Below are 23,682 nucleotides of genomic sequence, written 5' to 3' on the forward strand. Positions count from 1 at the left end.
TGGAAAAATGGTGGGGAAAGCGGGGATTTTAGTTATCTCGCTCGATTTCGAATTATATTGGGGAGTCCGTGATCTTTATACGAAAGCGGAGTATGGCTCGAAATGGTTGCAAGAAAGGGAATGGATTCCTCCCATGCTGAAGATGTTCAAGAATGCGGGTATCCATGCGACTTGGGCGACGGTGGGGATGCTGTTTTTTGCAAACCAGCGTGAGCTTCTGGAGGGCATACCGGAGCTTAGACCGAGTTATATGGACAGTCGGCTGTCCCCCTACGCCGAGATCGAAGCCGGTACCGCAGGGGAAGGGGAGATAGAGGACCCCGCTTCCTTTGCCCCATCATTGATAGAGCAAATCCGCCAGACTCCGGGTCAAGCGATCGGTTCACATACGTTCTCCCATTATTACTGCAGCGAAAAGGGACAAACGGCAGAGGAATTTTACAGTGACCTTCAAGCCGCGGTGGCCATCGCCCAAAAAAGGGGGATTTCCCTCCAAAGCCTGGTGCTTCCGCGCAACCAGCTGCGCCGCCAGTATTTACACCGACTGCCGGAGCTCGGCTTCGTCACGTATCGGGGGAATCCCCGTCACTCCCTTTACCGTGAAGGATATTCAACGTCCGATCCCTGGTTCCGCCGGGTGCTGCGGCTGGCCGACAGCTACGTGAACCTGACGGGGCACCATACGTATTCGGTAGATTCGGTATCGCCGCGGCTGCCTATCGATCTGCCGGCAAGCTTCTTCTTCCGAACTCCGCCCGGGGCGCTCAAGCGGCTGGAGCCGCTTCGGTTAAAGCGGATCAAGGACGGAATGACTTATGCTGCCCGGCAGGGGCAGGTGTACCATTTGTGGCTCCATCCGTACAATGCGGCGGATGAGGATTTATTCCGCTCGCTGGAGAACGTCATTCACCATTACCGTCATTTGGCTGAGCGATATGGAATGACTAGCCTGAATATGGAGGAGCTTGGTGAACGGGTTTTGGCGGGAGCGGGGCAACCGGCAGCGGAAATCCCGGAGGAAGCCGAGGAAAATGCCGAAAAACATAGCTTGCAGGCATTAATCGAATGAGGTGAAAAACGATGGATATGGTTGATATGTGGAATGCGGTGCGGCGACATGCTCTTGCCTTTTCGATCGTCTTGGCGGTATGTGTCGGACTGGCTGTGCTACTAAACGAAGTGGTGGCTCCATCGTACAGGGCTAACGTGAGTCTGGTCGCCAATCTCGCCTCGAATCCAGAATCGAGCACATATAACGAGTTCCTAGCCAGCCAGATGCTAACGAAAACGTATGAAGATACCATTCAAAGCCGTTATGTTGCCACAGAGGTGAAGAAGAAAGTATCTACTCCTGACTCGGTTACTCAAATGCTGAAGAAGATCAAGGTCCGCACGGATCCAGGCACATTGGTCATCATGTTGTCATACACGGGGGAGGATCCAAAGCAGGCGGTCGCGATCGCCAACGCCTTCGCTGAAACCTTTATCGCCAAATCCAAGGAGATTGTGGCGGGAGCTAACGTTTCGATTCTTGACTTAGCCAGCCTGGAGGAGACACAAAAACCGGTCAGCCCGCGCAAAACAATGAATATCGCCATCGCTAGCTTTATTGGTTTTTTTGCAGGTCTCAGTCTGGCTCTGATCCTGGACGCTCGACATATCCGCAGCCGAAAAAGACGCCAAGCGCAACGGCATCTGCCGAAGGATTACCCGGAGCTTAGTGACGCCTTGTTTCGGATCGAAGACAAATACAAAGTGCAGGGCTAATTCATATGATCAAAGGACGATTTTATGCCAAATATGATCAGAACAGTCTTCTTCCATTGTCTCCGCCGTATCAGACAATTTGGTGAACGGCTGCGGCTCCCAAACGTGTCCAGCCAACTTAGGAAGCTCAAACATGACGGCTTCCTAAAGAGCGTGGCGGTGTTGGCCAGCGGAACGGTCGTCAGCCAGATTCTCGTGATAGCGACGCTGCCGGTGCTGACGCGCCTCTACTCGCCAACCGAATACGGAACATACTCGATGTACCAATCAATTATCGGGATCTTGCTGATGGTGATTTCCTTCTCCTATGAAAATGCCATCACCCTGCCGGAAGACGATCGTACCGCTTCCAATGTGCTAAATCTATCCCTGCGCATCTGTATCGGAGTCAGCATTGCCAGCGGCCTCGGTATTCATATCCTGGAGGAGCCGCTGTCAGAATGGCTGCACGAATCTTATTTGACGCACTATTATTTGCTCTTTATTGTCAGCTTGTTCGGCGCCGGGTTCTACCAAATCCTGAATTACTGGTCGATCCGTAAAAAGTACTTTAGGCAGCTGGCACGGACGAAATATACGCAAAGTATTAGCCAGATTTCCTCACAAATTGGCCTCAGCTTATTTCACCTCGGGCCGTTAGGATTGATCATCGGCGATATCATCGGCCGATTCGGCGGATTATTGCCGCAATGGAAGCTCTGGCGCCGGGATGTCAAAAGCCAGGCCATCATATCAGGGTGGGCCGATTTGAAGGAGAGCGCCTACCGTTACCGACGGTTTCCGTTCCTATCGATGACCGCCGGACTGCTAAACAGCGTGGTCTTGTACATACCAACGATTCTTCTTGCTTCGTTTTACGGCCCGCAAGTGGCCGGATGGTTTGCGCTTTGCCAGCGGATTCTCGGCTCACCGATGACGCTGATCATGACCTCCGTCCGCAGCGTGTACTTGGCGGAATCCGCCGACTCCATGATTAACCACCCTCACAAACTATATCCCTTATTCCGCAAAACGGTACGCAACGTTTTTCTGTTCGGCACATTAGTCATTTTGATCATCGTTGGGGTAGGTCCCTACATGTTCTCGTTCCTATTTGGCGAAGAGTGGGCCCGGTCAGGCAGCTTTATCCGTATTCTCTCGATCATGTACTTAAGTCAGTTTGTCGCTAATTCCGTGGGATCGACGATTGATGTGATGGAACGACAGGACCTGCATTTGTATCGGGAGATCATTCGGACGGTGCTCATATTGGGCTCTATGTATTTTACCTGGCATACGCAGCAATCGGTAGAGATGGCCATCTGGCTGTTTAGCGCAGCATCCACGTTAGGATACTTGCTGCATCTGGGATTGTCGTGGCACTCGGTGCGGAAATATCAGGGGGCGCAGCGCAAAGGATTTGAAGCTGCTGCCAGTCAAGTAACGGGAGGGAGTGGAGAACCAACGTGAAAATCTTATTTGTGATCACCGGATTCGATTATGCAGGGGCGGAAAACCAAGTGCTGATGCTATGCCGCGAACTTCGGGCGAGGAGCTGTGAGGTCCGCTTGGTTACGATGATCCCGCCGGTAGCGCACTTGGAGGAGTTGAAGGAGCTAGGGATTGAAGTCGTCAGCCTCGGTATGAAAAAAGGAGTTCCGGACCCTCGGGCGATCTTCCGGTTAGCCAGCTTGATTTGGCGGATGCGTCCCGATGTGGTCCATAGTCATCTGGTGCATGCGAATATTTTGGCGCGAGTTACGCGGTTGTTTGTGCGTATTCCGTTTTTGATCTGCACGGCACACAGCGTCAACGAAGGAGGCTGGCGGCGGGAATTGCTGTATCGGATGACGGATCCGCTGGGAGACCTGCTCACCCAAGTCAGTCAGGAAGCGGTGCGCAGATATACGGAGCGCAAAATCGCGTCTCCTCGTAAACTCCGGTTGATAGAAAATGGCATCGATCTCAGCCGCTTCGCGGAGGATCCCCGGCAACGCCGACAGCTGCGGACGGAGCTTGGCGTGGAGCTAAGGGTGGAGGAACCCGGGGAGAGGGTCCGGGCCGGAACAGCTGCAGAAGGGGAGCGAGCTGTTGTGGAGCGCGCGGGGGCCCCGCAGGAGCCGTTTGTCTGGTTGGCGGCAGGGCGGTTCGTTCCGGAGAAGGATTACCCGGCTATGCTGTTAGCCTATGCCGAAGCGAGGCAGCGCTTTGCGAACAGCGTGTTATGGATCGCTGGAATCGGGCCGGAACGTCCGCAGGTCGAACAGCTGGCGGCGGAATTGGGCTTATCGGCTTACGTGCGCTTCCTTGGTATTCGTACTGACATACCGGCTCTGATGCAAGCCGCAGATGGATTTGTCCTGTCCTCGAAATGGGAAGGGTTGCCGATCGTATTGCTGGAGGCTTGCGCCAGCCGGTTGCCGATCGTCGCTACCGCTGTAGGCGGCAATGCCGAAGTCGTGCTGGACGGCGTAAATGGCTACTTGGTACCGGCGGAGGAGCCGAGGGCGCTGGCCCAGGCGATGGAGCAGTTGATGGCCTTACCGCCGGAGGAGCGGCGGGCCATGGGGCAGCGCGGGTGGGAGTATGCTGCAGCTCATTATGACAATTCCCGTGTCACCGGGAAATGGATCGAGCTATACGAGCAGGCATCCGGCCGGAGGCTGCCTTCTGCCCGGATGTTGTCCAAGGAGGCGCATGAAGGATGACGAAAACGCGAAAAGCCGCTTATATCGCAACGGTATACGCCCATTTGGCAGCGTTCCATCTGCCTTTTATGCGCGATCTACGGGATGCCGGGTTTACCGTCCATGCCTATGCCGCCCCGGATCACGGTCGGGAAGAGGTGGACGCCGCCGGTTTTACGTGCCGGGATCTTCCGTTTAGCCGCAGCCCGCTGGCCTCCAGGAATGTTCGGGCCCTTCGAGCACTCGTGGGCTGGATCCAGCGGGAACGGTATGACCTGATTCACGTGCATACGCCTAACGCAAGTGTGGTCTGCCGAATCGCCGCCCTGCTGGCAGGCCGTCCGTATCCTAAAATCGTTTATACCGCCCACGGTTTTCACTTTTATACCGGGGCGCCCTGGATGAATTGGCTTTTGTATTATCCGATGGAACGTTTCTTATCTCGGTGGACCGATCTTCTCGTGACGATCAATCGGGAGGATGCCCGGCGGGCGGAGGCCTTTCCGGTGCGTGGCCGCAGCGTCTACGTCCCCGGGGTTGGCGTCGATCTGACTTTGTATTCGGACGCGGCCTTGGGGGATGGAGATCGCGAGCAGCAACGCCGCAAGTTCGGCTTAGCCCCTGACGATTTCGCCGTGCTGTGCATTGCGGAGCTGAACCGCAACAAAAATCAAGCGCAGCTGATTGAAGCGATTGCGGAGCTTCGGCGCCGCGGCGTCCCGGCCGTGCTGATGCTGGCCGGAGTGGGTCGAGAGGAAGCGTGGTATCGGCAGCTCGCCGCGAAGTCCGGCTTAGCCGAGGCTGTGCGCTTCCTCGGTTATCGCCGCGACGTGCCGCAGCTGCTGCAAGCTGCGGACGTCCTGGCGCTCGTGTCGCAGCGCGAGGGCTTGCCCAAAGCGCTGCTGGAGGGGTTGTCCGCCGGCAAGCCGCTGGTAGCTACGGCGGTGCGCGGCAGCCGTGATCTCGTCGCCCCCGGCCGCAATGGCTACCTCGTTCCGGTGGGGGACGTGCCCGCCACGGCCAAGGCGCTCGCGCGGCTGCAGCAGGACGCCGGAATGCGGCGGCGTATGGGCGAGTACAGCCGCAAGCTGGCGCAGCTGTACGATCTGGAACAAATTCGCCGAGAAGTGGCGGCGATGTATGCGCAGCTGGGGGGGCTTCAACAGGAAGAAGCTTGGGAGGATCAGCCGTGTTTGGTGAACGCGGAGGGGGAAGAGATTCATGGTCAAGCTGTTTCGGAATAACGGGATGAAGGCGGGGCTTCTCCTGCTTGATCTGCTGGCGATATACGCCAGCTACTGGCTGGTTACCGGGTTGCTGCTGCAAGGGAGTTGGAGCCAGCCCGGCACACTGGGGGATTCACCGTTCCGCAGCGCGCCGTGGATAGGGATGCTAACGGTGATGACGTACTATTTTTTTAACTTATACGATTTGGCAGGACGGCGAAAGCCGGCGCAATTTCTATGGAATCTCATACTAGCCCAGTTATTCGTTGCTGCGGAGCTGATTGTGATCAGTTATGCGAGCCAATGGTTCAGCTTGCCCCCGCGTCGGTTACTCTTCACATTTGCCGCCCAGCTGCTGTTATCCTTTGGTCTTCGCTGGCTGTTGTTTTACATCCAGAGCAAAGGATTTACCCGCAAAAAGACGTTGGCCGTGGTCAGCGCTGAAGCCCCTGATGAAGAAGTGCTGGGCCGCATGCTGGAACAGGGCAAGCCCTGGTTCCGCGTTGAGCGGATTGTACGTACGGATCGTGAGGGGACGGGCGAAGGATTGCCGGAGCAGACATGGGCAGGGATGGAGACGCTGCTCCTCGGGCCGGGATTGCCTCCCGAAACGAAAGCAGCCTGGGTTCAGGCCGCAGGGAAGAGAAATATGGAAGTGGTCATCGTTCCTGATTTTTATGAGCTGTATCTCGCCGATGCCGAGCCGCAGCAAATTGGCGACTTGCTGGTGTATTCACTGCTGCCGCCGCAGCTGACGCTGCCGGAGCGCCTGTTCAAGCGCCTGTTTGATTTGACGGTGTCTTCGCTACTTCTGCTTGCCGCATCCCCTGTGATGCTTGCGATGTTCCTGCTCATCCCGCTGACGTCGCGAGGGAAGGCGCTGTATGTTCAAGAGCGCATTGGGTTGCATGAAAAGCCGTTCCCGCTATACAAGTTCCGCAGCATGGTGGATGGCGCAGAAGCCGCGACCGGGCCGGTGCTGGCCGGGCGCAACGATACCCGGGTGACCCGATTGGGCCAATGGATGCGCGCCACCCGGATTGATGAACTGCCTCAGCTGTTTAATGTGCTGCTTGGCCATATGAGCTTGGTTGGGCCGCGGCCGGAGCGGGCGTTTTTTATTAACCAGTTTAAAGAGGAGCTGCCGCATTACACGTATCGGCTGATGGTGAAGCCGGGGTTAACGGGTTATGCCCAAGTGATGGCGGGGTATGCCACTACTCCTTGCGACAAACTGCGTTACGACTTGATGTACATCAAAAGATATTCGCTGCTGCTCGATCTGAAGATTCTGTTCCAGACGATCCGGGTCGTTCTTCAACGGGAGCAAGCCAGAGGAGTGGAGGGTTGCGTTGTTGCCACGCCCACGGCAGCGGGGATCGATCGTGAAAATGCCTCCACCGGCCTCCAAATGAAATGAATTACTTGGCAGTATTGTCTGTCAGCGTTCCTTCCCCTGATGCCAGCGCGGCCTTAGCCTCCTTCGACAAGCGGATGGGGGTTTCCGCGCCGGTAATGACGTTTCCGGTGATGCGGAAGCTGCCGATTTGGTCGAGGCGGATCCCGCTTGAACCGGGGAAGGGCTGGCCATCGCTGCTTTCGATGAGGTTGCGCTCGATGACGATGCCGCCGGACGATTCAATATTGGCTTCAATCGCAGCATAGAAGCTGCCAGGCCCCCCGATCGTATTGTCGGATACGGTCACATCACCGGCATATACAGATATGGCGGCGTACATGTCCTGCGGCAGTTGGTCATTGGGCGTGGCGAGATAGTGGTTATCTCCGGAGTAAGGGTTAAGGATGCGATTGTTTTTCACAAGAACGCCGGGGGCGGAGATTTTAATGCCGCGTTTGGCGGTGTGGTGGAGGATGTTCCCCGAGACGACCGAATCTGATCGCGGCGAAGAAGCAGGCGGCTGATCAAAATAGATACCGTCCGCATCCTCTCGCGGGGTAATATAAGAGATTAGGTTGTCTGTAATACTAACGCGGCGGGCGATCGTGCGCCCTGGTTCGCTCCAAACCATGATCCCCCTTGCGACGGGGGTGGTTTCTCTCGCGGAGATTCCGGTGATTGTGGAGCCAAGGATGCTGATGTCCACGGTGTCGCCATAGATCATAATGCCGGCGACGACGGTCGTGGACAGCGGGTGCTGGCGATCAGCCGGCTGGTTCAAGTCTTGGATCGTACTATGGACAATTTGCACGTTCGATGATCCGCGGTGCACGCTGATCCCACGGGTCAGCCGTGAACCGCCGTCGATTACGATGCCATCGATACGGATTTTGTGCCCCTGGACAGAGATCGCTTCAAAGCCGTACCGGGCTCCGGTGATCGCACGGAATTTCAGGACAGGCCGGCCCAGACCGCGCAGGGTGACGCCGCTGTAAATCGGCAGCGGCTCGTCCAGAGCGAGCAAATACGTACCAGGGGGGACGAGGACGGTCGTGTGATGACCGGTCGCCGCAGCCTGTCGAAGAACGCGCAGAAAAACAGCAGTATCATCTGTGAGGCCGTCGCCTTTGGCACCGGCTTCTTTCACGTTGAAGGTAGGAGCGGGGAAAGGATAGTTCGCTTCCCAACGCAGCAGCAATGCCCAACACAAGGCCAAAACTAACAGAGCAAGGAGCAGCCACCGGCTCTGACGCCGACGCCGCGGATGACCGCCGCGTCGATTGGGGCGAAACGGGCCGTTGGGATAGGGCCAGGGTGATTTTTTACTCATCGATCTCATCCCCCAGAAGTTGACGAGATATCTCGGACCAGGCCGTCATATCCGGAATGCAGTAGTACAGCTCAGCACCGACCAACGGGTCCTTCGCTTTCCCGCTGCTCCCCGGAAACTGCACAAAATACATCTCCTCCGGGTCAATGCTGCGAACCATCCAGGCCAGGCTGAGCATATCGGTATCGGTCAGATTGGTGTCCAAAATGTCTTCCTTCACTTGCCGGATCAGCTCAGGCAGACGGGTCAGGTTATCCGGAACGAGCAGCTTGCGGGCAATCGCCTGCAAAACAAGTGCCTGATTACGTTGCCGAGCGTTGTCGCCGTCTTCCAGTGATTTGCGCTCGCGGACGAAGTTGAGCGCCGTTTCACCGTCCCAGTGTTGTTCTCCGGCAGGCAGAGTCCGATCATTGTAGGTCAGCTTAACGGGAGCCTCCAGCTTCACGTCGATGCCGCCGATCGTATCAATGAAATGCTCAAATCCGCTGAAGTTCGTTTTGATGTAATAGTTGATGGTGCAGCGGCATAAATTGCTGACGGCCTGAATTGCAGCGAGGGTGCCGGCGTGGCTCCCTTTGCCGCTGGCTTCCGCCATCGCATGGGCATGATTGATCTTGGTCAGCCCAATGCCGGGAAGATGAACCCGGGTGTCGCGGGGGATGGATACAAGGTTGACGGTGTTGTCCTCCGGATTGACATGGGCGAGCATCAGCACATCGGTGCGCGAAGCTTCCTCTGCCCGGGCATCGGTGGCGAGCAGCAGCAGGTTAAAGCTGCCCCGGGCTCCACGAATCTCCGCGAAGGAAGGATTCGCCGCAGAAGCTTTTCCGGCCGTCTCGTTGTCTTTCACACCGGTTAGTCCAAAGCTTGTCGTATCGCCGTTAACAGCTTCCTCCGTATCTGACACCCCAACTCCACCGATCTGTTCTGGTGTAGCCAATACCGGGATGTCGGTGCCTCGAAAATGCCGTGAGGGCTCGTATTTCAAATAGGCGGCCAGCAGTCCGCAAGCCGCAAGGAGTAGAAGAATCGCCGGGATTGCCACTTTTTTGGGGATTTTGAATTTCATTCGTTTTTCCACTCCGTCTCTATCAAATCGAGTAGATCTCGCGAAAAGGTTTCATAGCAGTATATTCGTGAAATCCGCACGGTATGCTCGGAACGAAAGGATCAGCCAAGCCACCGTCAAAGTGACTGATCCGCGTGCATAAATGACGAATTTCCAGTATTTTACCAAGTCTATTTTGGACTTGACCTACATAAGGTGGTGGAAATGGGGCAAACGCCGATATTTCTTAGGGAATAGGAGAGTCGAAGCGATGAAAGTGCTAGTCACCGGAGGAGCGGGGTTTATTGGGCGCCACACCGTCAAGCGGCTGCTGGAACAAGGGGATCAGGTGGTGGTGGTCGATACCAGATTGTCCGGGAATCTCGGGAAAAAAGACGATCTGCTTACATACTATCCGACGGACATTGTATCTGATGATTTGGAGTTGATCTTTGCAGAGGAGCGGCCGGATGCCGTCATTCACCTGGCAGCTCAAACGAGCGTTCAACGCTCGTTGCATCACCCCACGGCTGACGCGGAAACGAATATTCTGGGGACGGTCCAGCTGCTGGAGCAATGCGTGCGTTACGGTGTACAGCGGATTGTCTTTGCGTCCTCGGCCGCGGTGTATGGAAACCCCGACCATTTGCCGATCAAGGAATCGCAACGAACGGAGCCTTTATCCTTTTACGGCGTGTCCAAACGAGTTTCCGAGATGTATATTCAATCCTTCCATGAACGCTATGGGCTTGACTATTCAATCCTGCGGTATGCCAATGTGTATGGGGTACGGGAGCGGCGTACGGGTGAGGATGGGGTGTTAACCGCATTCGTTGAGCGACTAACTGCGGGTCTTCCGCTGGAGGTATATGGAGACGGCTCGCAGACGCGAGATTTCGTCTATGTGAAGGATATTGCCGCGGCGAACGTGAAGGCGTTGCGCTGCACAGGCAGTCAGATTTTAAATGTCAGCAGCGGCCGCGGCATCTCCCTTCTGGAGGTGCTGGGGGTATTATCGGAAATTTTCGGCCGTCAAGTGCAGCCGCAATTTCGTCCCGCTCAGCCGGGGGATATTGACCAAAGTGTGCTCGATAACGGCAAAGCCCGCGATATCCTCTGGTGGGAGCCGCGATATTCGCTATATGATGGATTAGTAGAGATGATGGAATTCGAAATGGAAGCGCGAAAAAATCCGCTGCTTATCGAACGAACGAACTACGTTGAACCATCGGTCATATAGGTCATTTGCGGCGCGCTTGCTTCGCCAAGTCCCGTCTGTCCCGTTTCTCTTCATGAGAAGCGGGATTCATTTTTTTGAGGGACACTGAGGATAAACGAGCCCGCAGTCCTCACCTCTGTGATATGATGAAGATTAGAAGAAGGAGAGCTTTCGATCGGATAAAAGTGTGATTAGGGTCCAGAGCCGGCTTTTCGGAGGAAGATCGGGAGGGATGACGGGATGAACGACAAGGATGAATACGGAGATCTGCATCAAAATGAATCCGCTTACCTGAGACAGACGTTGCGGTCAGGCCTCGCCTGCCTCATGGAATATGTGCTGCTGCTGCCGGCATGGATTCTGTTCGCGGTGTTCCTTCGGCCGCCGGAGTTCCCCATCGCGGGGCTTGGCCTGCTGCCGTTACTCTCGCTCATCGGAGTCTTGATTGGTACCCGGCTGCGCAAGCTATGGCAGCGCGGGGCGGTTGCCCTCGCCGCTGGCGCGGTTTATACCGCGGCCGCTTTGGCTTGGGCAGGGGGCGCGAGCGCGCTTGGCTTAGGTAACGCCGCATCGGCTACCCAGCTAGCCTCCACCGTCGTTGTGCTGCTGCAAACCGCCGCGCTGTTTGTCGCCGGTGTGTTTTGCTCGCTGCAAGGTCTGACGGTTCGAAATCGTCAGGGCCATTTTCGGCTGTACTGGGTGGGGCTGAGTCTCTACTTCCTAGCAGGGATCTTCTTTCCGCGAATCGAAGCGCTGCAAGCGACGGTCCCGTTGATCACCTGGGCCGGCGTATTCAGCTTAGCCACGGCTCTGTTCGTAACGAACCATCAGTTTCTGCGCTACAGTTCGCAGGCCGGTGACTCGGGAGAGCGGCTGCCGGCGGGGCTTCGTCGCCATAACCGGTTATTTGTCGGCTTGATCGTTGTGGCCGCTGTGTTGCTGGCGGCCGGTGTGGGGCGCTGGATTGGCAGCCTGCTGTGGCGAATGCTTCAAGCGATCGTGCGTTGGTTAACCCGTCCGCAGGAGCCTGTGCTGCCGCCGACGGAAGAGCCGGAAGCGGTAACACCGCCGCTGGAGCCGATGTTGCCGGCAGAACCCCAGGAACCGGGGCTGCTGTCGGAAATTTTGAACTATGCATTTTATGTGTTTGGCGGATTGCTTCTAGCGGCCTTACTGGGGTTCGTCCTCTATTGGCTGTACAAGAACGCTGGGGAATATTGGCGCAAAGCCATCCATCGCCTGCTTAACTTGTTGCGCCGGGAGAGCGCCGCACCGGAGCAAGCTGCTTATCGCGATGAGGAGACGAGCTTGTTGACTTGGGAATCGGCCCTGCAAGGCTGGCGCCAGCTGGGAGCCCGTCTGCTGCGCACGGGGAAGCCGTCCGAACGTTGGGAGGACATGCGGGATAACCGGGAACGCGTCCGCTATTTATACCGGTTGTTTTTGCGGCAGGAACGTCAGCGCGGGTTCTCGCTTAAGCCTTATTTGACCCCGCGGGAAACGGTGGAGGAGCTCAAACAGGAATCGGCCCGGCAGGCGGAAGCCGCTAAATCGGCCAGAGCCGGGAAGCGAAAGCGGCTTGTGGGTACCGGCGGCGGTACTACCGAGGCCGCGGAAGCGGCCGTCCGGCAAGAACTGGAGTCTACGGCCGACCCTTTGCTCCAACTGTATTATGGAACTCGATACGGTGAGGAGACCCCCGGAGATGAGGAAGTGGTGGAGCTGCGTCGGCGCCTGCTGCGGTAAATGAATATTCGCATTGCGTTAGTGATAAATAATGGAAATTAGTGATAAAAATAACTTACACTTGATTCATTTTCCTTTATTATCCTTTATGTGACAACAAAAAACATAAAGGAGCGGTTGAATGATGAAGAAAAGTTCGGTGTTATTGTTATCCATTGTGTTGTTGTTCGTTTCTTTGGGAACTGCTAATGCTAGCAATTATGAGAGAGTGTCAAGTTCTGCATCTATGGCTAATCAACTTGTTGATGTTAATGGTGTAAAAGACATCAATTTAGATCGATATTTTCAAGAAAACCAAGTTCCAAAAGAAAAGCAATTTTGCTAAAGGAGAAAGTCAAGAACAACGAATTATGGGATGCCTATAAACCTGAAATGCAACAATGGATACCTTCTGACTTTTTCGTATTCGATCCAAAACTAGGTGACCAAATAAAATACTATCGCTTCCCTGACGGTTCCTTTATCTCCGTTGGTACAGAGGGGGAACAAATAGTAAGATACATCCGCTAGGAAGTTCAACTGATGAGTATGGAAATATTACTTATTGGGATATCAAGATTAGTAAAACTGTGGGCACGGCAAGCGCATATGTATACGCAGATTTCTTGCTAGGAAATTATGAGAAAGGCTACAAATCAAAAATTTTCAGATTGTATGGTCCAAATGCTTCAGGATTTGGAGTTACGGATACGCCTAAAACGGAAATTGTAAGAGAAGTTGAGGATATTGAGAAATCAAGATCGGCTTTAGCTCGTTCTTATTGGTTTAGTAAAGCTAACCTCAAGTTTTCATGGGAAGGGAACGGTATAGATACTACGATTGGAACAACCTGTTCTCTTTGGCTTGGGGCGATAAGAGGAAAATTATACGTCGATACCAAATTACCATATTGATCCTATAAATAAAGAGAGACATCTTAAGTGTCTCTCTTTAATCCTTTAACCAACATGCATTTGTAACCTAACTTAGATTAAAAGGAGAGGCAGCATGAATACCAAGAACGTTGTGCTAACGTCTATTGGCCTCGGACTGATCGTGGTCATGATCGTTTTGATCTACAATCCATTTCGTTTTCACCAGGAGCCGAAAGTCTATAACTTTGCAATCGAAACAGCGGATCTGAGGATCAATGATATTGAGTTTGTGACTTATCCTAACTCTCTATATCTAGCAGATCATCATTTGGAAGTTGTGGGAGACAACAAGCATTTTACCGGTGTTGCTTACGGATTAACTATTGGGGGGAAATCTATTCTTTCTATAAGCCAAGCGGACGATCCTTTTATGTTACCCGACTCTTTTCAGGGAAAGATCTATTATAGTACACGTAATTTAATCCAAGGCGTTAAGGTTGGGCCTCACGATTCCGTTTATGTCGAAATTGCTTATGAGGTGAACGGGGTTCCCCGAAAAATCACGGGTACCGTCAAAGTAAGCGATATTGTTAAGTCTGCGGATCAGAAAAAAATAATTCGGCTTTAATCGCACTTAAGCCTTAATCAAAAACGCGAGCCTGCAGAGAATTTACTCTGTGCTCGCGTTTTTTTTAACATTATGAGCCGTGCTTTACGATCTCAAGCTTCTTGAAGCGGTGTGGTTCCTTCTCCAACAGCTTGAAGGTTAAATCCTCATGCTCCAGCGTGTCTCCAACATCCATCGATGGATTTCTGCCATAGAGCCAACCGCCGATAGTATCCACTTCTTCTGTGCTCAGGTCGGTTAGCAGCACTTCATTGATCTGATTTACCGTCACGGTGCCAAGGGCTACCACATGCGATTCGTCCAGCTGGACAATCGGATCTTCCTCTTCTTTATCGAACTCGTCGCGGATTTCCCCGACAAGCTCCTCCAGAATATCTTCCAGAGTAACGAGGCCGGCGGTTCCTCCGTATTCGTCGATCAGGATCGCCATATGGGTGCCTTCCTTCTGCATCTTCTTCAGCAACTCATTCACTGGAGTGACCTCGGAGACAGCCATCACCGGCTGCAGCAGAGCGGAAAAATCCAGATTTGGATTATGATCATAAGCTAGGAAGAACTGTTTCGTATTTACGATTCCGATGACGTTATCCTTGCTGCCATCCACAACCGGAAAACGGGTGTATTGCTGTTCCCGGATGATCTCCAAGTTCTCCTCACGCGTCTTGTCCGTATATAAACACACCATATCGGTGCGAGGTACCATGATTTCCTTGGCGAGCAAATTATCAAATGCGAAAATCCGATTCACGTAGCCAAATTCGCTTTGATTGATTTTGCCGCTTTCGTAGCTTTCATTAATGATGATCTGTAGTTCTTCCTCAGAGTGTGCTTCCTCATGTTCTGAGGCCGGTTTGACGCCGAACAAGCGCACAAGCTGGTTGGCCGAACCGTTTAGGGCCCAAATGAAGGGGCGCATGATTTTTGTAAAAAGAATTAAAGGCTTGGCTGTAATCATGGCAATTTCTTCAGCTTTACGGATCGCCACGGTTTTAGGGGCCAACTCGCCCACCACAACGTGAAAATACGTGATGACGACAAACGCGATAATAAACGAAAGCGCGCTGCCAACTGCCTCAGGTATGTTCAGGCTGTGGAACAGGGGATGCAACATGCTCTCCACCGTTGGTTCTCCCAGCCATCCGAGTCCCAGCGCGGTAATCGTAATCCCGAGCTGGCAAGCTGATAGAAATCCGTCCAGGTTTGAGGTGACCTGCTTGACGGCAACGGCACCCTTCCGTCCTTCCGCCACAAACTGATCAACCCGGCTTCCCCGGACCCGAACGATCGCAAACTCTACCGCGACAAAAAACGCCGTTAACGCGATAAGTAAAACGACCAAAACCACATTCAAAACCAAATACCTGTCACTGTCCATTCGATGCATCTACTCCTCAATAATTTAATATAATGACGTGAATCTATCACTATTATACAATAAACTCCCTTCTTCATGCGAACCTGCTCATAAGGCAGATAGGGTATTAATGTTCGTGTTTTCGGCGAAGGTTGTGAAATTAGCCACGTTTTATCTTTTGTTTTGTTTCAAAACACGAATATTTGATTTAATTTTATCTTGACTTATCCGTTTATCACGCTTATACTCAGGTTGTTCCAAAACACAAACAAGTCCATAGAAATAGAGAACAAGTTCGTATATCCTCAATAATATGGATTGAGGGTCTCTACAAGGAACCATAAATTCCTGACTACGAATAGGGTGCATACGCATACCTATGAGAGGTCAGGAATTTTTTTATTTATCATGTGAATGATTAACCATCTCAGGAGGATTCAGATGAGCAAATACGATGTCATTGTAGTGGGAGCCGGCCCTGCCGGAATTTTCGCCTGTTACGAACTGACCCGGAAAGCGCCGCATTGGAAGGTGCTTCTGGTGGACAAGGGGCACGATATCTATCGCCGCCGTTGCCCGATCTTAGAGGAGAAGATTACGCTTTGCCCGCCTGCGGCCGGGCGTAAGGAATTTGCCGGTTGCTTGCCGGCCTGCTCGATCACGGCTGGATTTGGTGGGGCTGGAGCATACAGCGACGGGAAATTTAATATTACCACGGAATTCGGCGGTTGGCTTAGCGATTACATTGCGCCGTCCAAGGTGCTGGATTTGATCAAATACGTCGATGCGATCAACCTGGAGCACGGGGCGACGACCACCATCACTGATCCGATGACCGAAGCGGTCCGACAAATCGAGCAGCGCGGATATGCCGCCGGGCTCAAGCTGCTGCGAGCGCAGGTGCGCCATCTGGGGACCGAGCAGAATCTGGAAATCCTGAAATCGATCTACGAATATCTCAACACGCGCATTGATATGCTGTTTAAGGCCGAAGTGGAGGACCTGATCACGGAAAAAATCGAGGAAAGCCACCAAGTCCGCGGGATCACGCTGAAGAACGGCGAAACGTATGAGGCCGATCTGGTGATGGTCGCTCCAGGCCGGGACGGTTCTGCGTGGTTGACCGAGATTCTGAAGAAGCGTCGCCTGAAAATGACGAACAATCAGGTAGACGTTGGCGTTCGCGTAGAGACCTCCGATGTGGTGATGCGGGAGATCAACGAGCATTTGTATGAGGGCAAATTTATTTTCAACACTTCGGTTGGTACGCGGGTACGCACGTTCTGCAGCAATCCTTCCGGACATGTCGTGGTCGAGAACCACAGCGGCGTGATGGCGGCCAATGGCCATTCCTACAAAGATCCAGCCTTGGGTTCGCAGAATACCAACTTCGCGCTGCTCGTATCACATCGGTTTACTGAACCGTTTGATAAACCTAACGAGTATGCGCGGGAAATTTGCCAGCGGGCCAACGATCTATCAAACGGCGGGGTCATCGTGCAAAAGTACGGTGATATCCTGCGCGGACGCCGCTCTACCGCTGCGCGGATTGCCGAAGGCTTCCTGGAGCCAACGTTGAAGGAAGCGGTGCCGGGTGATCTTGGCCTGGTGCTGCCGTACAATACGATGAAGAGCCTGATCGAGATGGTCGAGGCGCTCGATAAAGTGACGCCGGGGATTGCCTCGGAGCATACGTTGTTCTACGGGGTAGAGGCGAAGTTCTATTCGGCCCGTCCGAAGCTGAGCGAATCGCTGGAAACGGAAATCAGCGGCTTGTTCTGCGGCGGCGACGGCGCAGGGATTACTCGCGGCTTAGCGCAAGCGGGAGCAGCTGGAGTATGGATCGCCCGCGGAATGATCGAGAAAGCAGGAGTGTAAAACAAATCGTCATACGGGTACAGTCCTAGAGACAGAGGGGCTGTACCCGTTTTTTCGTTCAGCGTAAAACATTGAAGTTTATAAAGAGAGGAATGATTTTACATAATTTTAATCGACAGGAAATAATGTTCAATTTTAAAATAAGTATGATGAGGAGGCAGTCCATCAAAAACAAGCGCATGGGGAGGAATCGATAATTTATGGGTAAGGGCAAGGCGAACGCTTGGCGCAAGAAATGGTTAGGTTTCTTATTAGCCGGTGCATTAACCGTAACCGGGTTGCCGGGATGGGCATCCCAAGCGGCAGCACAGCCTGCCGATGTGGCAGTGGATGTATCGACAGCAGGGACAGGCGCGCAGATAAACGCAGCACCAAACAGCAGCGAGGCCTTGCTGCAAATCGCTGCCGCTCCGCTCAGCGTTGCGGAGGCGATTGCCAAAGGGAATAGCGGCGAAGTTGCGGAAGTGGTCGGCATCATCGTGGGCCATGCGACAGGATCGCTTACGGCGGACTTTGAGGCGCCCTTTGGCAACGATTTTAACTTCCTGATTGCCGATACGGCTGGGGAACAGGATAAGACGAAGCTCATCGACGTACAGATTCCTTCCAGCTTCAGAGCGGAGTTCGGCCTGCAAAGCAACCCGGATTTGATCGGAAAGTCTGTGGTCGTATCGGGTTCACTGGCGGCGTACAACAATTTTGCGGGATTAAAGAATGTAACCGAGATTTCATTATCCCAAGACCAGCCGGGAGAACCGGGTGAAGACCCTGGCGAGGATCCCGGGGAGGACCCGGGTCAAGATCCAGATCCGGGTGACATCCCCGAGCTTCCGGACGGCACCGGCAAGAAGGTGCTGTTTGACAACGCCCACGGCCAAACCGCCGGAGCAGCGGATTGGGTCATTGACGGCGCATTCTCTGACTTTGCCGATGGGCTGCGGGCGGCCGGTTTTACAGTAGAGTCGCTGGACCGGCCAATCCCATATACGTTTGGGGAAACGGCGATTACTTACGAAACATTGGAGCCTTATGACGTCTTTGTAATTCCTGAAGCGAACATTCCGTTTAAGACCGCTGAGCAGGAAGCATTGGTGCAGTACGTGGAAAATGGCGGCGCTGTATTCTTCATCTCTGACCATTATAATGCTGACCGTAACAAAAACCGCTGGGACGCCTCTGAGGTGTTTAACGGTTATCGCCGCGGGGCCTACGAAAATCCGGCGAAAGGGATGACAACCGAAGAGGCCAATTCACCTGCGATGCAGGGGGTGAACAGCTCCGACTGGTTAGCAGACAACTTTGGCGTTCGCTTCCGTTATAACGCGCTGGGTGACGTGAATGCAACGGATATCGTCAGCCCTTCGCAATCGTTTGGCATTACGGCGGGCGTAGATGCGGTCGCCATGCATGCAGGGTCAACCGTGGCCATTCTCGATCCGCAGAAGGCCAAAGGACTTGTTTACGTCCCTACCGGCGTTCCGGCCTGGGGCAATGCTGTTGATGAAGGCGTCTATAATGGCGGCGGCCGGGCGGAAGGCCCTTATGCAGCCATCGCCAAGCTGGGGCTTGGGAAAGCCGCGTTTATCGGCGATTCTTCGCCGGTGGAAGACGCAACATCCAAGTATGTACGGGAAGAAAACGGGCAGAAGAAAACGACTTATGACGGCTTCAAGGAAGTGGACGACGGCCTGTTCCTGGTGCAAACCGTGAAATGGCTGGCATATGACGAGAACTATACTTCCTTTGATCAGGTGCCTGGAATGGTGCTGGATACGCCAACTGCGCTTGACGAAGACGAAGAACCCGCGGCCACAACCGAGCCGCAGCCGGAGCCGTGGGCACAGCCTGCACCCGGATACAAGTGGTATGATCCAGTTACGTTTAAGCCGGGTTCGTACGGTTCATCACAAGCACCGGAAACGGAGCCGACATTTGCCTTTGTCCATCAAGCGCAGTTGCCAAGCCAGCAAGAATTTCAGATCCGCGTGACTGCAGACGGCTTAACGCCGGGGCAGACGGTATCCGATTTGCGGGTAGGCATCTACCTGGCCGGCGGCGAGCAGATCGCCCGATTCCAGAATGCGGACGGCAGCTGGTCGGATTACAATTACAGCCCGGCGTTTTCGCTCACAGGCGATTCCTTGGGTCATGCATCTAAGGATTTGACCGTTCAGTTGAAGCCGGGGGTAACCGCCACAAGCGCTAACTTACGTCTGAAAAAAGGCAGCGCGAACGAGCTCACGAAGCAGGTGGAGATTGCAAATGTGGATGCCGAGCCGTTGCCGGGCGACCATCCGCCGGTGCCGGAGTTGAGTACGATTGCCGCAGCGCGTGAGGCAGCAGAAGGAACGGTTGTCACGGTTCAAGGAGTGATTATTTCCGAACCGGGGGTATTTGGCGGTCAAGGCTTCTATTTGCAGGACGAGACAGGAGGCATTTACGTCTTCCAAACGGCAGCGGGATATCATGCCGGTGACCTGATCCGGATCAGTGCAACCCGCACATTGTACAACGGGGAAGTGGAACTGGAGAATCCGGTGCTGATCGAGAAGCTGGGAACGGCCCCGCTGCCGCAGCCGCAGGTTCAGGAGGCGGTGACAGAGGCGAACCAGGGTCAGCTAATCACCCTGACTCATGTCGTAGTGCAGGATGTGGTTGCGGCTACTCCGGCAGGTTCCTTTGAATTTAACGCCGTTCGCGAAGACGGCAGCACGACACGGGTGCGGTTTGACGGCCGCACCGGAGTGACGATGGATGCCTTTTTGGCGCTGTACCCGGAAGGTACGTCTGTGGATATCAGCGGGGTTGCCTCCGTCTATCGAGGAACCTACCAGTTGAAGCCGCTGGCCTTGGCTGATGTCGTGCCGAGCACCACCGAAGCGGATTTGACGGCTCCGGTGACGGAACGCGATGTCGCAGGGAAGGAGGGCGCAGATGTCTATAATCAGACGGAAGTTACGGTTACGTTCAACGCAGAGGATGAAGGAGGCAGCGGTTTGGACCGGACGGAGTACCGGGTGAATGGCGGGGAGTGGATTCCGTATACCGAACCGCTGGTGCTTGCAGACGATGGGAAGTATACGATAGAATATCGCTCCGTAGATCGGGCAGGTAACGAGGAAGCGCCCAAGACGCTGTACATTAACGTAGATCGCCTGGCGCCAGAAGTGACGTTCACCGGGGATCAGCAAGTGCTGCAGGTTGCTTCGAGTGTTCCTTTTCACGTTGATGTAAATGACGCGGTCAGCGGGCCAAAATCAACGGCTTACCGGCTTGACGGACGAACCATCACAGGGGTTGCGGAAATCGTTCCGTTCTCGCTATCGGTTGGTACTCACAAACTGACGGTGCAAGCAACGGATGCAGCGGGACATACCATGTCGGTGGATTTTACGTTCCAAGTGACCATCGACATTGCGCACTTAGATGAGCTGGTGGACATGGGCAAACATCACGGCTATTTCTTAACGAATGGCACGGCCACCAGCCTGCAAGCCCAAATCGCCTCGCTGCAAAAGGCCAAAACTCCACTGGAGCGCGACATCAAGCTCAAGGCGCTGAAGATAACGGTCAGCGTCCAAAGCGGATTAACCATCAAACAGAGCTTCGCAAATTTGATGCTGGAGGATTTGGAGTATATCGGGGGAGAGGCGGCTTAAGCGGCGGGCCTTGGCTAATAATAAGTCGTTCAGAATGGTCCATTCTGAGCGACTTTTTGCTTATTACAAAAAAGCAAGCTTGCTAAGATTGTAAGCGTTTTGTATAATGAGTTATGCAACCGGTTGCAGATTAAGGAGAGATCATTCGTGTCGAAGATAACGATTCAAGAAATTGCGATTTTAGCGGGTGTTAACAAGGCGACCGTATCCCGAGTGATCAACGGGAATCGGAACATTTCCGAGAAGACTCGGAAGAAAGTCGAAGACATCATGAAGCAGTATAACTATGTCCCCAACTCCATTGCGCGCGGATTGGCGACGAAGAAGACACTTACGGTTGGTTTTTGCTTTGATTACACCAATAAACAGGCCTATGCTAACCCTTATTTCTACAAAGTGCTTCAAGGGATCGAAGAGGTTGTATACAATCACGACCACATGTTTCTTATGATGAGCGATCATGACGGGAAGAATGGCAGATCAACGTTCGAGCGAGTGGTGGTTGAGCGCCGGGTTGACGGTGTTATTATCCCCAATACGCTGCTAAATGAACGGAATTATGAATTGCTGATCAAACATAACATGCCGTTTGTCGTAACCGGTGAAAATACATTGAAGCAAGTGGACGCACCTTGGGTGGATATCGATAACGTTCAGGCCGGTCGGATTCTGACCGAGCATTTAATCGATTTGGGCTGTCGCAACATCATGATTTATGCCGGCGGTGCAACCGCCCAGCGGGACAAATTTCTGAGTGACCGCCTAAATGGCTACCATGAAGCGATGCGTCAACACCACTTGGAACCTCAAGTAATCGAGCATGCTGATGTTTTAAAGAGGCTGTACGATTCCCCTAGATCTGGATTGGAAACGCAACGGCCTGATGCTCTGATCTGCTGTACGCATGAACAGCTTTTCGAAATTTTGGATTGGGAGAATGGTAATCCTCTCTTGGCTGAGCTGGCTTTAGCTACATTTGACAGCTTTCCGATGTCGAAATACTTGAAATACCCGGTGCATTTCGTGGAGATCGACCTGGAAATGATGGGAAAGCAAGCGGCGCAAATGTTGTTCTCTCGGATGAATAAAGAAGAGGGGGTACCGTCGTTTATCTCAATTCCAACCCAAATTGGCAAATAATCGAACAAACTAAACATAATGAGGTATTAAGTTGATGACCCAATATCTGTATCACGACCCGGTAGTAGATGCTACCCTCATTTCTCTGAATGAATTGGAAGTACGCTTAAAGCTTCCTGCTGATGCGAACCAAGTCACGCTAAACTATTGGAATAAATATAAGCAGGAGTATGGTATTCGGAAACAAGCGATGACATTATGGGCGGAATCAGGAGAATTTAAGTACTATCGCACGATATTGACGGGTATGGAATCTCGCATTCGGTACCTTCAATATAATTTCGAGTTTACTGCAAAGGGGGAAACCTATTGGCTGGGCGCTGAGGGATTACGTAAGACGGAGGGAACCAAGGGCAGCTATTCGTATGCCTATGCGGGAGATCGCGACATGGTGAACTCACCGGAATGGATTGGGAACCGGGTATGGTATCAAATCTTCCCTGAACGCTTCTGTAACGGGGATCCAGGAAATGATCCGGAATCTGTGGAACCTTGGGGGAGCGTGCCAACGCGGGACAATTATATGGGAGGTGATCTTCGAGGAATCATCAAGCAATTGGATTACCTGAGCGAACTGGGTATTAATGCATTGTACTTAAATCCAATATTTGTGGCTACGTCGAATCACAAATACGACACCGTAGATTACTTCCAAATCGATCCGCAATTCGGGACAGTACAAGATTTGCAAGAGCTCGTCCAAAAATGCCACGAACGCGATATTAAGGTGATTCTCGATCTGGTAATCAATCATTGCGGGTTCTATCATCCCTATTTTCAGGACGTTGTTAAAAATGGAGAAGCTTCGGTATATAAGGATTGGTTCTATATTAACCGGTACCCGGTTCAACGAAGCGAAGATGGATACGACTCCGTGGGCTATTATCAATGGATGCCTAAGCTGCGGACATCGAATCCCGAAGTTCAGCAGTACGTATACGATATCGTTTCCTTTTGGCAGAAGGAGACGGGGATCGACGGCTGGAGAATCGATGTCGCAGATGAGGTGGAAATCAGCTTTTTGCGGGAGCTGAAATCCTGTGTCAAGAAATTAAATCCTAACGCTATCATTATTGCAGAAATCTGGGATGATGCCAAGCGCCTGATGGCGTCTGGCGGTGTGGACAGCGTGATGAACTATGAGCTGCGAACGATTCTGTTCGACTACTGTCTGGATCGTTCCATTCCGCTGACGGAGTTTCATTCCAGACTCGTAAGTTTACTCCATCGGTATTCTTTGGCAGAACTAAATCAAATGTTTAACCTGCTGGGAAGCCATGACACGGAACGAATCTTAACGCGTTGCGGGAATGATGAAAGCAAGCTTCGGCTACTGCTGGCCCTTCAATTCTTCCTGCCGGGGAATCCTACCGTATATTACGGGGACGAACTGGGAATGACCGGGGAGAATGACCCAGGGTGCCGCGGAAGCATGCCTTGGCAGCTGGCCACGGCAGAACCATTGTTGTTCCGAGAGTTCCGCACTTGGATTCAGCGTAAAACAACCGATTCAGTACTGCATTACGGCCACACGGAGCTGAGATACCGGGAAGACTCGGAGTGTTACGTCATCCGGCGCTACACCGAAACCGCAGAAGCGGTGCTTCTGATCAACTTCTCGCAAGACCGTCAGGCTTTGGACAACGTGATGAAGCGGTTTGACTTGATTGGCACTTATACACTGGATCATTCGCAGGATACCGGGAACTTGCCTGATTTCATCGGCCCCGGAGAGACGATGCTTTTCCAAAAACGGAATTAAGGAGAT

Annotated in this window: 18 protein-coding genes and 1 riboswitch; of the genes, 15 read left to right on the top strand and 3 right to left on the bottom strand. The window is 53.2% G+C overall.

All coding sequences use genetic code 11. The annotated features are described in order from the left end of the window. Window positions 1–10: 10 nt before the first annotated feature. The 6 genes from M891_RS23080 to M891_RS23095 are packed head-to-tail and all read left to right on the top strand — an operon-like array spanning window position 11 to window position 7,079. Entirely contained in the window at window positions 11–1,069 is a 1,059-nt protein-coding gene (locus M891_RS23080; RefSeq protein WP_051416791.1) for a polysaccharide deacetylase family protein, read from the top strand. Between the two features lie 11 nt (window positions 1,070–1,080). Further along, window positions 1,081–1,767 (top strand): YveK family protein, encoded by a 687-nt coding sequence (locus tag M891_RS0101290; protein WP_028537530.1) that lies wholly within the window; start codon window positions 1,081–1,083, stop codon window positions 1,765–1,767. Between the two features lie 33 nt (window positions 1,768–1,800). Further along, the gene (locus M891_RS0101300) at window positions 1,801–3,216 is read left to right on the top strand and encodes a lipopolysaccharide biosynthesis protein (protein WP_176222456.1); all 1,416 of its coding nucleotides are present in this window, start codon (window positions 1,801–1,803) and stop codon (window positions 3,214–3,216) included. Continuing rightward, window positions 3,213–4,454: a glycosyltransferase gene (locus M891_RS23085; RefSeq protein ID WP_232228256.1), complete on the top strand. Its 1,242-nt coding sequence runs from the start codon at window positions 3,213–3,215 to the stop codon at window positions 4,452–4,454. Before M891_RS0101300 ends, M891_RS23085 begins: the two co-directional genes overlap by 4 nt. Then, a complete protein-coding gene (locus tag M891_RS23090) occupies window positions 4,451–5,677 on the top strand; it encodes a glycosyltransferase family 4 protein (RefSeq protein WP_051416792.1) in 1,227 nt (408 codons plus the stop codon). Before M891_RS23085 ends, M891_RS23090 begins: the two co-directional genes overlap by 4 nt. Further along, window positions 5,655–7,079 carry a sugar transferase gene (locus M891_RS23095; RefSeq protein WP_051416793.1) on the top strand — a complete coding sequence of 475 codons (1,425 nt, stop codon included), beginning with the start codon at window positions 5,655–5,657 and terminating at the stop codon, window positions 7,077–7,079. The genes M891_RS23090 and M891_RS23095 overlap by 23 nt, the downstream gene beginning before the upstream one ends. Window position 7,080: 1 nt before the next feature. On the opposite strand, the gene M891_RS0101320 is transcribed toward M891_RS23095, so the two are convergent. Together M891_RS0101320 and M891_RS24515 are read right to left on the bottom strand one after the other, a co-directional pair. Then, the gene (locus M891_RS0101320; RefSeq protein WP_028537532.1) at window positions 7,081–8,388 is read right to left on the bottom strand and encodes a glycosyl hydrolase family 28-related protein; all 1,308 of its coding nucleotides are present in this window, start codon (window positions 8,386–8,388) and stop codon (window positions 7,081–7,083) included. Continuing rightward, complete coding sequence (locus tag M891_RS24515; protein ID WP_232228257.1) at window positions 8,381–9,457, bottom strand: LCP family protein; 1,077 nt, start codon at window positions 9,455–9,457, stop codon at window positions 8,381–8,383. The genes M891_RS0101320 and M891_RS24515 overlap by 8 nt, the downstream gene beginning before the upstream one ends. A gap of 250 nt (window positions 9,458–9,707) precedes the next feature. Here M891_RS24515 and M891_RS0101330 point away from each other — a divergent pair, with 250 nt between their 5' ends. The 5 genes from M891_RS0101330 (at window position 9,708) to M891_RS0101350 (ending at window position 13,883) form a co-directional block, all read left to right on the top strand. Beyond that, window positions 9,708–10,676, top strand: coding sequence for an NAD-dependent epimerase/dehydratase family protein (locus M891_RS0101330; RefSeq protein ID WP_028537533.1), 969 nt, complete (start codon window positions 9,708–9,710; stop codon window positions 10,674–10,676). A 219-nt stretch (window positions 10,677–10,895) separates the two neighbouring features. Next, entirely contained in the window at window positions 10,896–12,401 is a 1,506-nt protein-coding gene (locus M891_RS0101335) for a hypothetical protein (RefSeq protein ID WP_028537534.1), read from the top strand. Between the two features lie 121 nt (window positions 12,402–12,522). Beyond that, the gene (locus M891_RS0101340; RefSeq protein WP_028537535.1) at window positions 12,523–12,726 is read left to right on the top strand and encodes a hypothetical protein; all 204 of its coding nucleotides are present in this window, start codon (window positions 12,523–12,525) and stop codon (window positions 12,724–12,726) included. 244 nt (window positions 12,727–12,970) lie between these two features. Next, window positions 12,971–13,294, top strand: coding sequence for a hypothetical protein (locus M891_RS25190; protein ID WP_127576166.1), 324 nt, complete (start codon window positions 12,971–12,973; stop codon window positions 13,292–13,294). Window positions 13,295–13,388: 94 nt separating this feature from the next. Next, window positions 13,389–13,883: a hypothetical protein gene (locus M891_RS0101350; RefSeq protein ID WP_028537537.1), complete on the top strand. Its 495-nt coding sequence runs from the start codon at window positions 13,389–13,391 to the stop codon at window positions 13,881–13,883. A 70-nt stretch (window positions 13,884–13,953) separates the two neighbouring features. On the opposite strand, the gene M891_RS0101355 is transcribed toward M891_RS0101350, so the two are convergent. Beyond that, window positions 13,954–15,258 (bottom strand): hemolysin family protein, encoded by a 1,305-nt coding sequence (locus M891_RS0101355; RefSeq protein WP_028537538.1) that lies wholly within the window; start codon window positions 15,256–15,258, stop codon window positions 13,954–13,956. Window positions 15,259–15,512: 254 nt separating this feature from the next. After that, window positions 15,513–15,612, top strand: a riboswitch (purine riboswitch). 66 nt (window positions 15,613–15,678) lie between these two features. On the opposite strand from M891_RS0101355, the gene M891_RS0101360 reads away from it, so the two are divergent. From M891_RS0101360 to M891_RS23110, 4 genes are all read left to right on the top strand, one after another. Beyond that, the gene (locus tag M891_RS0101360) at window positions 15,679–17,115 is read left to right on the top strand and encodes an NAD(P)/FAD-dependent oxidoreductase (protein ID WP_028537539.1); all 1,437 of its coding nucleotides are present in this window, start codon (window positions 15,679–15,681) and stop codon (window positions 17,113–17,115) included. A gap of 200 nt (window positions 17,116–17,315) precedes the next feature. Continuing rightward, window positions 17,316–20,774 (top strand): DUF6359 domain-containing protein, encoded by a 3,459-nt coding sequence (locus M891_RS0101365; protein ID WP_028537540.1) that lies wholly within the window; start codon window positions 17,316–17,318, stop codon window positions 20,772–20,774. Window positions 20,775–20,921: 147 nt separating this feature from the next. Beyond that, window positions 20,922–21,914 carry a LacI family DNA-binding transcriptional regulator gene (locus tag M891_RS24520; RefSeq protein WP_051416794.1) on the top strand — a complete coding sequence of 331 codons (993 nt, stop codon included), beginning with the start codon at window positions 20,922–20,924 and terminating at the stop codon, window positions 21,912–21,914. 34 nt (window positions 21,915–21,948) lie between these two features. Beyond that, window positions 21,949–23,676 (top strand): glycoside hydrolase family 13 protein, encoded by a 1,728-nt coding sequence (locus M891_RS23110; protein WP_051416795.1) that lies wholly within the window; start codon window positions 21,949–21,951, stop codon window positions 23,674–23,676. Window positions 23,677–23,682 lie beyond the last annotated feature (6 nt).

Origin of the sequence: Paenibacillus sp. J14 (genome assembly GCF_000518465.1) — a bacterium.
GTDB lineage: Bacteria > Bacillota > Bacilli > Paenibacillales > Paenibacillaceae > Fontibacillus > Fontibacillus barengoltzii.